Raw genomic sequence first — 14,191 nt, 5'->3', positions numbered from 1 at the left:
TAATTCCTATTTATTTTAAAAGACCGATAGAATCAGGAGCTAACGGCTCCTGCTCTAATGTAATAAGTGTTACCGACAGTGGAGGCAGAATAATATTTCTCAGTTCAGATTGAGCCAACTCATGCTGCTTAACGGCATCTTTCGATGCCAGGGCTTCCTCAATGGAAAGGTTCCGTTTCGGTGAAATTTGACGGCATGCAACAATCGTTGCCGGAGTGTTATCTGAAGTTATCGGCCCGACCGTATACTCCATTACACCTTTATTGATCAGCACCAGCCTTCCGTAATTTTCAGTAAAAAAATATCCTGCGGCAATATCCGGATACTCACCGTCTTCATTCCCGGTATAGGTGTGTCCCCCTTGAATAAGAGGGGTCAGGAACCGGTCTCCCCCCTGAACAACTTCTGAATAGAGTTTAAAAAAATCAAGAACGGAATTCGGCACGACACGACCTCCTCCGGACATCAGATTCTTCCTATCCATCAGATCAACCATTCCTGAAAAAGAATGACGGCTGGCCAGTTCAATCGACGCTTCAGAAAACAGCTTAAGTGTAAAGGCACATGCCCCAAGATTGCCCGCATGCGTCTGGCTGATATCCTTAAACGGTGCGGTTTTTGCATCTTTTCCGAAAACAGAAGCCAACGCATATTCGGTGACCCATATTTTTTTCCCCGGAAAATAGCCTTTCACTTTTTTAACCGCATGACCAAACCGGCTATCCATGTAGCTCAGTGCATTACGATAGGCTTCTTCATAACCGGCTGGCTGTTTGCCATCCTTCAGTGACACCCCGATCTTGCTGTACATATGCATGATCACCGCATCGTAGTAGTCGTATTTCTGAAGTGCAGTAACCCACTGACCAAACCGATTCTGCTTCTCTGTCGTAAAATCCAGATGCTGGAAAATCTCAGCCGGAATAATAACACCGATTTTTGCTTCGGGGAAATAGGACCGAATCATATGAGCATACTTTTCCATACCTACGGCATAATCTGAGGCCTCCGGATAAAAATACCCATACCCCCGATTGGGACCGCCGTAATAGAGCTCATTTCCCAACTCAACAAATTCAAGTTTTGCTCCAGCCCTCTGAAGACGTTGCATATAGGCTTCATTTTCCGCGTAGGTCATCGTGCAAATGTTCAGCACCAGATTGAAACGGGCTCCCGTCTCCGCCACAAACCCAAGGAATTCCTCCACCTGAAAACCGTCCTTTTGTTTCAGAATTCCACGATTCGCCCGCTCATATTCCGGGACATGAAACCCCGCTGCTTTATGAATATCGAAATAGCCGGTCATGTGGTTAATATAATTGGCCGATGTTCCACCCGGATAACGAATCACCGGACAGCCGGCGTATTCATACGCTTTTATAAACCCGGGATGCTGATACCCAAGCGGGCGCGAAATCAGCAGATTGTTCACCCCGTAAACCGCTTTCTGCAGTGGATGCGACTGATCCAACGGCAGCTCGATAGACAGCGTCCCGGTCCCGGATTTAAAGATTTCATCGGCAACACTGACCAACCCTTGAAAAACCGCAACAGTCATCACGATCAACAGCGCCATTTTTCTTATCCAATTCATTCGTCCTGCCTACTTAACGGTGATGGTTTCAATCCGCCCTCTTTCGCGAAAATTTATTTCGCAAGGACTTCAATATATGAGGGTTCCAAGTTTCTATTTCCTGATTATCATCCATCCTCTTTCTGACGCGCTGCTGCAGCGTTACAGAGCCAGTTCGATTTAAAGATGCCGCCGTCCTTCCTGCGGTGAACAACTTTCTTCATCTGTACCGATGGCTGAATTTTTCATAAATCAAAATGATGCAGGCGTCTCGATTTCATTTGCGTTCAAAACACTTTTGATTAAGTTGATGACATGAAGATGGATCATTCAGATAACAGCACCCAAACCTACTCAACCCGAAAAACACTGATTGAACGGGTGAAGGATCAGTATAACGAGTCCGCGTGGAAAGAGTTTGCCAATATCTACACGCACTATATCTACGCCGTGATCCGAAACATGAATATTTCCGAACACGACACCGAGGAAATTCACCAGAAGGTGATGGTTAAACTGTGGAAAAAGCTGCCTCAAATGGATACGGATCAGATTCGTCGCTTCCGCAGTTATCTGGCAATGGTCGCCAAAAATGAAGTCAAACAGTTCATTCGTTCACGGTCGCGCAGACAGGATCGGGAAACCCGGGCGGTGGCTGATGCCTCGATGAATTACCTTAATTCAATCCGCCTGCCCGAAATCGAGAAGATTGCCGAAAGAGAGTGGCAGATTCACCTTACCAATCTGGCCTTGAAAAAAATAGAACCGCACTTCAGCAAAAAGGCGATGGAGGTTTTCCGGCTGAGCATAGAGGGAGTCCCTCCCGATGAAATCGCACGGCGAACCGGCATTGCCCGCAACTCAATCAATACCCTGAAAGCCCGGGTAAAGTCCCGTTTCTTTGCAGAAATCCAACAGTTGCGCGAGGATCTGCAGTAACAGTTACAAAGCCGCATTCACGCGGATCAGCTCAACATCCGGAAGAATTTCAGCAAGAAACTCATCTGACTCATCCAGTGAATGAATCAGCGTTTCAAGTTGTAATCCGAACAGCAGACGAATCTGCGGACGCGTCCACGTGGTGATGCCGCGAATATCCAGCACCTTGATTCCCGTTCCGTTCAAATGACTTGGATCTGACAATGCGCTATAACTCATATCCAGCGAATAGAGACCAAGCGGATTGAGAACATTGGTTTCAGTTTTGGCCACTGGAAGCGGAAGATTGAATACAACATAAGGACTCCGCGCCAGCGATAATGCCCACCCCTTATCCGTAGGCTCCAACGAAAGCGTATCCGTTTGTTCCGCATACCATCCCTGATGGTTAAGGCGGTCCAGCAGAGTTTCAATCAATGGAAGAACCTCTTTCTCCTTGATGAGATTCTTCGACTTTGTACGCAGATAGTAAAACGCCATCGAGTAGGCCACATTGTCGTTTCTTGCCGGAATGGCCAGAATGATATCGCGCAGCTCGACCGGATCCAGCCAATCCCTGTCGCGCGACTTGAAAGGCGCATACTTGAGCGATAGCTCATAGAAAATATCGTGCTCCGGAAGAACCTCGGAAAGTTCAAAAAAATTAGTGGCCTTTCTAAAATTCTGGCGAACAAAATTGAGCATGGCCAGATCATGAGCAAGGAAGGCTCGTTTATCGGGATCGGTCTCCTGATCAAGCTGCACCGCCAGAAGACGTGCCTTTCCTGACGCTTCAAGATAGTTATCACGATTATGCAGATCCACCGCAACGGCACTGATACTGTCAGCAAGCATTTTTGAACGTGAGGATTCGTCTTTGTATAAGCGCAGATTTTCCTCGGCCTGCTCTCGGGCAGCAACGGCGAGTTGCTTGACATGAACCACCCGCGCAAACGAAAAAATCAACACCAGCACAAGAAGAACACAGGAGATGCCGATGACCCTGAATACCACCGGCCTGCGCTTAAACAGCAAGACGGTTCGATCCAGCCAGCCCGCGTGCTGGGCCTCGGTGGCAAAGCCTAAAAGAAACCGATCGAGCTCCTCCCGCAGTTCACGTACCGAGCCGTAGCGATCGGCCAGTTTCAACTCAAGTGCTTTCATGGCCACAGCATCCAGCCCTTTGGGAATAAACCGTCCCGAAGCCGATTTCGACAAAGGAGTCAGTTCACCTTTGACGGTTTTTCGGAGAATGTCATGAAATGAGCCACCACTGATCGGCGGGCTATAGGCCAGAATAAAATAGAGCACCGCCCCGAGGGCATAGACATCAGTCTGCTCCGAAATGACAGCAGAACCGTCAACCTGCTCCGGCGCAATAAATCCGGGTGTACCCTTCACGGTTCCGCTGGGAGTGAGATCGTTAAGCAGATCGCTGTTCGGAAGGTCGTCGGCACGCCCTCCGTCAATCCCCTCCTCATCAAATCCGTTCGATAAAATTTTCGAAAGCCCCCAATCACAGAGAACCGCCTCGCCAAAAGGCCCCACCTTAATATTCGCCGGCTTGACATCCAGATGCACTACGCCCCGCGAGTGGGCGTAGGAAACCGCATCACAGATTTTGATAAAGATTTCGAGCAGACGCTCACGTGGATAGCGCTTCACATATTCGGGATCACGGCCAACAAGCTTCTCCACAATCTCCTTAAGATTGTCCCCGGGGACAAACTCCATGGTGAAATAAGGAACTCCCTCTTCATCAATTCCCTGATCATAAATAGACATGATATTCGGGTGCTGCAGACAAGCAGTCAGCCGCGCTTCCCGCAGAAACTGCTCCTTATCTGAATCGCTCGCTCTTTTCAGCGGCTTGGCCATCGCCACGAGTCGGTCGGTCCGCAGATCCCGCACCTTAAAAATCTGTTTTTCCCCCCCTTCACATACAAAAACCGGTTCTGTATAATGTTTCGATTCACGTTTTAACCCTTCCAGAATAGGGTTCAAGTCCCGCTGCTCTCCCGGATCAAAAGTGCAGTTAGCCGGATCGAAGAAGTCACCTAACGCCCGCCATCGCGTTGCAAACTCCTCCCCAAGGTCTTTGTAGTCGCTATCCATACTTTTTTCAGGTTAATACGCAGTACTCTACATGACAAATAAAACATGGAGCAGGTCCATAAGCACCATGTGATATCCGGAAACCAACCGTCGCGCGAAACGGCCCGTTTTTTGAAGGACAGCCCTCCTTCTTTATCAGGATAATCATTAGAACTCCTTCAAGAACCGCGGGATATAAAAATCTTGAATATTACTGAGGATCGTATTCTGAGACTGATTGCAACTCCTGAAGCCGCAAGAATTTTTGTAAAAAATAAACCCCTCATCACAGAAAGGACAAGGGGTTCAAAGTGGTGGCGAGACCCAGAATCGAACTGGGGACACGCGGATTTTCAATCCGCTGCTCTACCGACTGAGCTATCTCGCCTTTTTCCACCGGCTCGGGAACTCCGGCGGACAGGTTCAAAACCTGTAAATATGGTCGGGGTGACTGGATTCGAACCAGCGACTTCTACGTCCCGAACGTAGCGCTCTACCAGACTGAGCCACACCCCGTATCGACCAAAGAAGAGCGTAGTGTACGAATCCGCGTTTAAATGGCAAGCGGGAAAAAAGGATAAATTTAAAACGCGCCAAAACCCCTATAAAAACCGGACATTCCGTCCTTCAGGCGCGAGGATGAGCCAGCTGGTAAACCTCTTTGAGGCGCTCGACGGAAACGTGCGTGTAGATCTGGGTCGTAGAGAGCGAGGCATGACCGAGCAACTCCTGCACACTGCGCAGGTCCGCGCCGGCATCCAGCAGGTGGGTCGCAAAACTGTGCCGAAGACTGTGCGGGGTCAGCTCGGCGTTGAGCCCGCAAAACAGCACATATTTCTTCATCATGCGTTCAATCGACCGCGCCGTAATCGGTCCGCCGTTTTTATTCAGAAAAACCGGGCTGCGCACATTCTTTTTTCCTTCGAGCAACCACACATTCTCCCGCAATTCGAGATTTTTCATCAGCGTGCGCGTTGCCGGCGCGCCCAGCGGACAGAGCCGCTCCTTCTTCCCTTTTCCCCGCACACGCGCGACACCCGAAAGTAAATCCACACTTTCTTCCGGTAACTGAACGAGTTCGTTGATACGCATTCCGGTGGAATAGAGCATTTCCAGAATCGCGGAATCGCGCGCCACCATATATTCGCGCCAGATCTTCACTTTCGGGTTTGAAGAACCAGTCTGCTGCTCATCAAATTGAACCGGCGCATCCAGCAGACGGCCCACTTCATCCACGGATAGAATCTGCGGCAGATAGTTTCCCTTCTTGGGCAAGTTGAGACCACTGAAAGGATTCTGATCCACATACTCCTCCCGCAACAGGAACTTATAAAATGATCGCAGGGCGGAAAGCTTTCGGCCTGTCGTGGTTGGTGCCATTTCCAGCTTCTGAAAAAAGACCAGAAATTTACGCGCGGAAAACCGATCCGCACTCTTCCACTTGAAAGGTGCCGTCGCCTCCTCGCCCCAGACAATTTCACAGAACTGCCGGATATCGATGAGATAATTGCTGATCGTGTGCTCCGAGGCATTTTTTTCCGCCTCCAGATACTGGATAAAATGTTTAACACACGGGTCGATCATAATTAACCGCGAACTACACGAAACACACGAAAGAGCTCATTTAGCGCAGTCGTGTATTTCGTGTGCTTCAGCTATTCCTCAGTAGCGGCCTCTTCTTTTTTCGGCTTGGGCTTGCGGGGGGCAGGCAGGCCATATTGATCCTGCATTTCCGCATAATTCGGAATCTGGTCCGCATAACGCGCCGCCATTTTCTTCAGGGCCGCCAGCTGCCGGTCTGATAATGACCCCTTGCCCTTAAACTGAGAGGATAGCGATTCATAGAATGTTTTATCATTGAATTCGCGTTTCCCGCGCTTGGTCGGTTCCGCCCATTCTGTAACCTGTTCCATCATGGCCAGCACCGGCGCGGTGGAAGGATCAGCTTCAACCTCCACCTTTTCTCCCAGTTTGAACTCGGCCTTAACCGCTTCGAAATTTTCAATCTGGTCCGAATATTTAGTCAGCAGTGTATCGAGATAGGCCACCTGCCTTTCCGACAGACGCTTGCCCATGGTGATCTGATCTCCCAGCGAGGTCACAAATTTTTTATCATCATAGGTACGCTTACCCACCTTCTGCGGCTCATCAAATTTCACCTTGGCCAGCAGTTCGAGTTTACGCGGCGTATCGCCCCGCACAGCTTCCGGTTCCACCAGTTCAAGTTCTTTCACCAGCGTCTCCGGAACCTGCTTCATATAACGACAGCACATTTTGTGCAGCATTTCCCCTTGGCGTTTGGAAAGCAGCTCGCCCTCGGCCACCTTCTCTTTCAGATCAAGAAAGGTCTTATTGTCGTCGTATGTACGCCGACCGGACTTCACCGCCGGCGCCCACTCGGTAACATTTTCCAATGCCTGGAAACATTTTTCAACAAAAGCCGGCTCCGCCGTTTCTTTCGCATGCTCGATCCATTCGAGGAGCGACGGATAAAACTCCTTCATCATCTCCGTCCACTCGATTTTACCTTCCTCCACTTCATCAAGCTTCGTTTCCATATCGGCTGTAAAGCGGGCTTCGAACAAATCGATTTTATTCTCGTGCTTCAGTTTGGCCTCGGTACGCAGCACCAGGGTAACCAGTTCCTTGCCCAGATCCGTCGGAATCAGCGAGCGCTTTTCCTTAATTACATATTCGCGCTCGTCGAGCTTCGACATAATCGCCGCATAGGTCGACGGACGGCCCACACCATTTTCTTCCAATGCCCGAATCAGCGAGGCCTCGGTGTAGCGGGCAACCGGCTTCGTTTCCTTCTGTTCCGTCAGCCAGTCCAGCACATCCAGCCCCTCTCCTTTGGTGAGCGGCGGAATTTTTTCCGTTTCGGCGTTATCCTCTCCCTCTTTCGGCTTATCCGCAGCCGCTTCAATACCGGAGGCCTTCATATAACCGGGAAACGCAATCTCGGATGCCGTCGCGCGGAACAGATAGGTATTTTCCGAACCGGCCTCGACTTCAATCGTACGTCGGTTGATTTTTGCCGGTACCATCTGCGAGGCCACGAAACGCTCCCAGATCAGGCGATAGAGCTTCTGCTCAGCAGCTTCCAGTTTAATCCCTTCCCGCCCCGGCTCAACCGTCACATCCGTCGGACGGATGGCTTCATGGGCTTCCTGCGCGGCCCCTTTACTCTTATAGAAATTCGGTTTTTCCGGAAGGTACTCTGCGCCGTAATTGCTCTTGATAAACTCGCGGCCTTCCTCCTGCGCCGATTTTGCAATGTTGAACGAATCAGTACGCATATAAGTGATCAATCCGCTTTCATACAGCTTCTGCGCAATCCCCATCGTACGCGCCGGAGCAAACCCCAGCGAACCGGAAGCCGACTGTTGAAGCGTGGACGTGATGAACGGCGGACGCGCCCGGCGGGTCACTTCTTTCGTGATGACATCACTGACTTTCATGGCGCTGGAATCGAGCTCTTTCTGAATAGCCTCCAGCTGCTCCTGCGTCTTCACGGCTCCCGGCAGCAATTTACGGTCTTTCACGCCGATCGGTTCATTATTAATCCGTGCAAGTTTCACTGAAAAAGGATCCAGCGGCTGCTCCTGTTTGCGCACCTGGGCACCGACCGTGAAATACGTTTCCGGCTTAAAATTTTCGATCTCGTTCTCGCGTTCAACAACCAATCGCAATGCCACGGTCTGTACGCGGCCGACACTCTGGGCTCCGCGGATCTGCTTGCGCACTACCGGACTGCCCTGGAAACCGACAAGCCGGTCCAGAATACGGCGGGCCTGCTGTGCATTCACACGATCCATATCGATCTGCTCCGGCTGTTCAAACGCAGCCAGAATCGCAGGCTTGGTGATCTCGTTATAGGTGACCCGGTAGAAGTTTTCCTCGCCGACCGTTTTCTTCAGCGCCTCATAGAGATGCCACGCAATGGCCTCCCCTTCGCGGTCCGGGTCAGGCGCGAGATAGACTTTTTCACATTTCTTCGCCTCATCCTTCAGCTCCTTCAACACCTTTTTACCGCGCGCTGTACTGACATATTCCGGCTCAAATTCTTTTTCCACATCAACACCGAGTTTTTTTGCCGGCAGATCACGCACATGACCCACCGAGGCCATCACACTGTAATCCTTGCCCAGAAACTGGTTGATCTTTTTCGCCTTTGCCGGCGACTCCACAATTACCAAATTTTTACTCATTGTTATTCCTACTGTTATTCAAACCGCTGATTATCACTGATTTTCGCTGATTTGGAATTCATGCCAATCAGCGCAGATCAGTGCTTACCTAAATCCTGTTCTCAAATCATCTGACAGCTCCACGACTTTTCCGGGGAGCGTCTTAATGACCCGCTTCATTTCCAGACCGAGCAGCAAACCGCTCAGCTCATGACTCGCCATACCTATTCTGCGCGCAAGCGCATCGACATCCAGCGGTTCCTGCCAAAGGGCTTCCACCACTTTGCTTTCCTGCTCTGTCAGCGGAACATCCGGCCTCGCCGCAGTGGCCGACGCCGGCATCTCCAGCTCCTCCGCCGGAAGCAGCAGTTCATATTCCTCTAAAATATCATCCAGCGACTGGACCAGCTTGGCTCCGTTCTTAATTAAAAGATGCGGACCTTTTGCACCCGGCGTATCAATCCGCCCCGGCAACGCAAAAACCGTACGCCCCTGCTCCGTCGCCGCATCGGCCGTATGCATCGAACCGCCTTTGACATCCGACTCAATCAACAGCACGCCCATGCTCAGTCCGCTGATAATCCGGTTCCGGTACGGAAACGTCATGCGGTCGGCCTGGCGCCCCAGCGGATATTCCGAAATCACTGCACCCTGTTTTGCAATCTGCTCGGCCAGCTCCGCATTTTCCGGCGGATAAAGCCGGTCAATTGCGCCGCCCAGCACCGCAACCGTCCGCCCGCTGCTTTTCAATGCACCACGGTGCGCGGCGGTATCCGTACCCCGTGCCAAACCGCTGACCACCGTAAATCCGGTCTGCCCCAACTGAAAAGCAAAGCGATCTGCCGCTTTCAGTCCATACTGCGACGTTGAGCGCGAACCGACAATCGCCAGAGCTTTTCCATCCTCCGGAACCAAATCACCCTTCATATAAAGAGCCAGCGGCGGATCATGAATCGCTTTCAGCGCTTCCGGATACCCCTTATCCATCGGAGTGATAATCTGCGCCCCCAACGCCGCCGCCCGATCAATTTCGGCCTCGGCATCAATCGAATCGCGTTGGGTAATAATTTTCAAAGCCAGCTTTTCGCCCACCCCCCGCGCCTTCATCAGCTCCTCACGGTCGGCTTCCAGAATCGCCCGCGGCGACCCCAGACAATCGATAAGGCGCCGGACACTTACCGGCCCCAGCCCTTCGATCATATTCAAGGTAATATAGGCGAGGCGCTCCTGCATTAGCCCATTTCATTCCAGATTCGTTCCATCAGCTCTTCCGGCACTTCATTGCCAAAGGTCACAGTTCCGATTTCGGAAGCCAGCACAAATTTAGGCATGCCGCCAATCGTCTTTTTATCGACCGCCAGCGCCGCACGCAATTTGGCCCACTCCAGCCCCGGTGCGCGAACCGGCAGATTCAGATCAATAAAAAGCTTTTCAATGCGGTCCGCATCAGCCTGCGGAAGCCCGGACAATTCCACCGAAGCGCGTGCCGCATAAACCGACCCGATCGCCACCGCTTCACCATGCACATATTCGCCGTAACCCGCCACCTTTTCAATGGCATGACCCACCGTGTGTCCGAAGTTCAAAATAGCCCGAAGCCCGCCCTCGCGCTCATCCTGCGCAACCACCTCGGCCTTCACCTCGCATGAACGACCGACCATTTTCGCCAGCAGTTCCGCGTTTCCAACATCTGGAAGTTTTTCCACATGCTCTTCCAGCGTCTGGAAAAACGGCGCATCGTAAATGATTCCGTATTTCACGATTTCCGCCAATCCGGCGGCATATTCACGCGGCGGCAGCGTTTTAAGGGTATCCAGATCGGCCATCACCAGTTCAGGCTGATAGAATGCGCCAACGAGGTTTTTACCCTCCGGAATATTGATGCCGGTTTTTCCGCCGACCGAGCTGTCAACCATCGCGAGCAGCGATGTCGGCACCTGCACAAATGGAATGCCGCGCAGAAACGAAGCCGCCACGAACCCCGCAAGATCGCCCATCACCCCGCCGCCAAGCGCAACAATAAACGATTTCCGGTCGAGCCCCGCCTTGATGCATTCGCTGTATAACGCAAAAACCTGGTCGCCGCACTTGGTCTGCTCACCGGGTGGAAGCGTCACCACCGACGGAGCAAAACCCGATTTTTCCAACGATTGGAAAACCGTTTCGGCATAGTGCCCGCCGACATTTTCATCGGTGATGATTAAACATTTACCTTTGAGCCCCGCATCGGCACAGCATGCGCCGATCGAGTCCAAAATTCCCGCTCCGATATGGATGGTGTAGGAGCGATCGCCTAGATTTACTGGAACGTCGTATAACATAGCTCGGAGTGTGTAGGGGTTGAAACGGGGGCAAGTCAAACTAAAACGTAATCAGTCATTCTTTATAAGCCTGTTCTATAAGCACCATCGGCGCATTAGGTGTTGCGATTTCTCACATTTCGGAGTTGCCTGCAGGATTCCGGACGCTATTCTAGACCGCATTAGTACTAATTGAGATCTAACCAAGAAATTAAGGAGAAATACCATGAATGTTGATCAGCATCTGAAAGTCGCTACGTGGCACATCGAACAGGCACGTCTTCACGCCACCGTCGAAGAAGGCCACAAATGCGGCTGCCCGCTGAACGATGACTATGCAAAAATCATCGAACAGGTTGAATCCGGCAATATTGTTGACGAAGGTCACTAAGCCGAACGACTCAATCTGAGCCTGAAGAACCGCCCATTGCCAGGCGGTTTTTTTGTGCCCTCTCCCAAAGCGCCATCTTCGTATCGCCGTTATACCGCCCTCTGCACCTATCCACTTCGCGGGGTGAATGTAAGGAATTTCACTTTCATTCGGCATAATACATACAGGCCTGAATGAAACCACAGGTATGCTCACAATCAAGGACAACGGTGAAAACTCGGAATTTGATAATCCGGAAACAGCAGCTCAGTTTATGACCACCGGCACCGCTTCCCATCAGTTTGAAATAGGCAAACAAGCCAGCACTGGAAACGCATTGTTTATGTTTGAATTCAGGGACCCCAGTGAAGTTCTTGCCGACACCGGCTTCTCCCCGGTCCAGGTCAGCATTCCGGAACCCTCCTCAATCACACTGTCCGCCCTGACCCTGATCGCGGCCTTTGGATTGCGCCGTATTTTCCAGATCTAATCTGCGAATATACACAGAAAGAGGCGGAAGGCGTATCCTTCCGCCTTTTTTTATACCTTCATCTCAAGCATGCTTTTCAGATAGAGCGAACCGGTCACAATAACGAGACGGTTCGCTTCAGACGCCCACCTTTTCGCGGAAGACCAGGCCTCGGCCACAGGGCGGGCTTCAGCATCGATCCCGGCCACTTTGCACTGCAGCGCCGCCTGCTCAGCGGAAGTCCCCCGCGGGGCATCAATACCCACCGTCCAGGCCTTGGAAACCAGCGGTTTGAGTTCGCGCAGAAATTCCACAGATTCTTTGTCGTCCAAAAAACCAACGATAAAGCCGATCTGCCTTGTCGGATAAAGTTCCTTGAGCGTATCTGCCAATGCGCGGCCGGCCGACGGATTATGCGCACCGTCGAGAATGATCAGCGGTTCCGTTTCCAACGTCTGGAAACGCGCCCCCCATTCGACGGTTTCCAACCCCTTCTTAAATGCCAGTTCGACACCAACGATATCCGAAAAAACTTCCAGAGCCGCCACTGCCACCCCCACATTTTCACGCTGACACCCCCCCAGTAACGGAAGATTAATCGGCGGCAGATTCTGCGAATGTGTCTCAATCTTCAGTTTCTGCGGAGCGCCGATTCGGTTAACCGAAACAGCCTCAGCACTTGCAATGATCGGAACACCGGTCTTTTCCAGCTCGCCCATCGCCGCATCGCTCTGCGGCGCAGAAACCACCGGACGCCCCGGCTTGATGATGCCCGCTTTTTCGGCGGCGATTTTTTCCAGGGTATTCCCCAGAAAATTGGTGTGGTCAATATCGATATGCGTAATCACAGAAAGCAACGGAATAACCACATTCGTGGCGTCCCAGCGTCCGCCCATGCCGGTTTCAATGATGGCGATATCGACCTTTTCGGCAGCGAAATACTGAAAAGCCAAAGCCGTGGAAATCTCAAAAAATGTGGCCCCGCGCAGACCGGTAGACGCCTCCACCTTATCCGCTGTTTTTTCCAACGCCCGAATATAGTCGTTGAGTTTTTCTTCAGAAATTTCCTCCCCGTTAATGCGAAAACGCTCTGAAAAACGGATCAGATGCGGAGAGGTGTAAAGCCCGGTTTTAAACCCCGATGCACGCAACACGGATTCAATCATGGCACAGACGGAACCTTTTCCGTTGGTACCGGCCACATGAATGACCGCCAGTTTCTGATGCGGATTATCCAATGCTTCAAGCAGGGCGGAAATCACTTCAAGACCGGGCTTAATGCCGGCGGCAGTCCTTAAGAAGAGCTTTTTATAGGGTTCGCTCACGTCAAAAATACTCAGCCCGCAATGACAGGAAAAACAACGGATCGGTCATCCGCTGATTCACTGTTTTGCTTATATTCGCTGCCCGTACAATTTTAATCGTCGCAAAGATAGTCAAGAATCAGACTCATCTGCTCGCGCATTTCCGAACGGGGAATAACTTTATCGATCAGGCCGTGATCCTGCAGAAATTCAGAACGCTGAAACCCTTCCGGCAAATCCTGCTGAATGGTTTCTTTGATGACGCGCGGACCGGCAAACCCGATCAATGCTTCCGGCTCCGCCACAATCAGATCCCCCAGTGTGGCAAATGAAGCCATCACCCCAGCCATGGTCGGGTGTGTGAGAATCGGAATAAACGGCAATTTGGCTTTTGCATGGCGTGCGAGTGCGGCGGAAGTTTTCGCCATCTGCATCAGGCTCAGCAGACCTTCATACATGCGGGCACCGCCGGAGGCGCAGACCAGCAGCACCGGACGTTCTTCTTTCGTGCAGCGCTCAATGAGATAGGTGATCCGTTCGCCGACCACACTGCCCATCGATGCGCCGAGAAAAGAAAAATCCATCACACCCAGCCCGATTTCCCGGCCGTCAAGGGTGCAGCCGCCTACCGTGACGGCATCGTCCCAACCCGACTTTTTCTGATTGGCTTCCAGTTTATCGATATAGGACAGCTTCCCGGTAAACCCGAGGGTATCGACCGATTTAATGCCGCCGGCCCATTCTGTAAACGTACCTTCGTCTGACAACAGTTCAATACGCGCCTGACGCGGCAGCGTAAAATGGTGCCCGCATTTAATGCAGACTTCCAAATTTGCGGTGACCTCTTCCTTGTAAACGATTTCTCCGCACGAAGGACATTTCATCCATAGCCCGTCCGGCACATCACGTTTTTTCACTGTGATGGTCGAATAATTTTTTTTACTTCCGCCAAACAAAGCCATTATCAGATCCT

11 protein-coding genes and 2 tRNA genes are annotated in these 14,191 nt (G+C 51.5%); 3 read left to right on the top strand and 10 right to left on the bottom strand.

Translation table 11 applies throughout. The features are described from left to right. Positions 1 to 10: 10 nt before the first annotated feature. A complete protein-coding gene (locus tag P9H32_RS10495) occupies positions 11 to 1,594 on the bottom strand; it encodes a hypothetical protein (RefSeq protein WP_322608846.1) in 1,584 nt (527 codons plus the stop codon). A 300-nt stretch (positions 1,595 to 1,894) separates the two neighbouring features. Here P9H32_RS10495 and P9H32_RS10490 point away from each other — a divergent pair, with 300 nt between their 5' ends. After that, on the top strand, positions 1,895 to 2,512 hold the full coding sequence (locus P9H32_RS10490; protein WP_322608845.1) for an RNA polymerase sigma factor: 618 nt from the start codon (positions 1,895 to 1,897) through the stop codon (positions 2,510 to 2,512). A gap of 3 nt (positions 2,513 to 2,515) precedes the next feature. On the opposite strand, the gene P9H32_RS10485 is transcribed toward P9H32_RS10490, so the two are convergent. From P9H32_RS10485 to aroB, 7 genes are all read right to left on the bottom strand, one after another. Next, complete coding sequence (locus P9H32_RS10485; protein WP_322608844.1) at positions 2,516 to 4,606, bottom strand: serine/threonine protein kinase; 2,091 nt, start codon at positions 4,604 to 4,606, stop codon at positions 2,516 to 2,518. Between the two features lie 291 nt (positions 4,607 to 4,897). Beyond that, positions 4,898 to 4,973 (bottom strand) — tRNA-Phe (locus P9H32_RS10480). Positions 4,974 to 5,024: 51 nt separating this feature from the next. Then, a tRNA-Pro gene (locus tag P9H32_RS10475) sits at positions 5,025 to 5,101 on the bottom strand. Positions 5,102 to 5,212: 111 nt separating this feature from the next. Beyond that, on the bottom strand, positions 5,213 to 6,169 hold the full coding sequence (locus tag P9H32_RS10470) for a tyrosine recombinase (protein WP_322608843.1): 957 nt from the start codon (positions 6,167 to 6,169) through the stop codon (positions 5,213 to 5,215). A gap of 71 nt (positions 6,170 to 6,240) precedes the next feature. Further along, a complete protein-coding gene (gene topA, locus P9H32_RS10465; RefSeq protein WP_322608842.1) occupies positions 6,241 to 8,796 on the bottom strand; it encodes a type I DNA topoisomerase in 2,556 nt (851 codons plus the stop codon). An 84-nt stretch (positions 8,797 to 8,880) separates the two neighbouring features. Next, on the bottom strand, positions 8,881 to 10,008 hold the full coding sequence (dprA, locus tag P9H32_RS10460) for a DNA-processing protein DprA (RefSeq protein ID WP_322608841.1): 1,128 nt from the start codon (positions 10,006 to 10,008) through the stop codon (positions 8,881 to 8,883). Next, the gene (gene aroB, locus P9H32_RS10455; protein WP_322608840.1) at positions 10,008 to 11,096 is read right to left on the bottom strand and encodes a 3-dehydroquinate synthase; all 1,089 of its coding nucleotides are present in this window, start codon (positions 11,094 to 11,096) and stop codon (positions 10,008 to 10,010) included. The genes dprA and aroB overlap by 1 nt, the downstream gene beginning before the upstream one ends. A gap of 205 nt (positions 11,097 to 11,301) precedes the next feature. Between aroB and P9H32_RS10450 the strand changes: the two genes are divergently transcribed. Further along, complete coding sequence (locus P9H32_RS10450; protein WP_177433644.1) at positions 11,302 to 11,466, top strand: hypothetical protein; 165 nt, start codon at positions 11,302 to 11,304, stop codon at positions 11,464 to 11,466. A gap of 253 nt (positions 11,467 to 11,719) precedes the next feature. Then, complete coding sequence (locus tag P9H32_RS10445; RefSeq protein ID WP_322608839.1) at positions 11,720 to 11,935, top strand: PEP-CTERM sorting domain-containing protein; 216 nt, start codon at positions 11,720 to 11,722, stop codon at positions 11,933 to 11,935. Between the two features lie 50 nt (positions 11,936 to 11,985). Here P9H32_RS10445 and P9H32_RS10440 read toward each other — a convergent pair whose 3' ends face one another. Next, positions 11,986 to 13,239 (bottom strand): bifunctional folylpolyglutamate synthase/dihydrofolate synthase, encoded by a 1,254-nt coding sequence (locus P9H32_RS10440; RefSeq protein ID WP_322608838.1) that lies wholly within the window; start codon positions 13,237 to 13,239, stop codon positions 11,986 to 11,988. A 92-nt stretch (positions 13,240 to 13,331) separates the two neighbouring features. Beyond that, the gene (gene accD / locus P9H32_RS10435) at positions 13,332 to 14,180 is read right to left on the bottom strand and encodes an acetyl-CoA carboxylase, carboxyltransferase subunit beta (protein WP_322608837.1); all 849 of its coding nucleotides are present in this window, start codon (positions 14,178 to 14,180) and stop codon (positions 13,332 to 13,334) included. Between the last annotated feature and the right edge of the window lie 11 nt (positions 14,181 to 14,191).

The sequence above is a fragment of the Pontiella agarivorans genome (assembly GCF_034531395.1).
Taxonomy (GTDB): domain Bacteria; phylum Verrucomicrobiota; class Kiritimatiellia; order Kiritimatiellales; family Pontiellaceae; genus Pontiella; species Pontiella agarivorans.
This window is presented reverse-complemented; position numbering and strand designations above follow the sequence as displayed.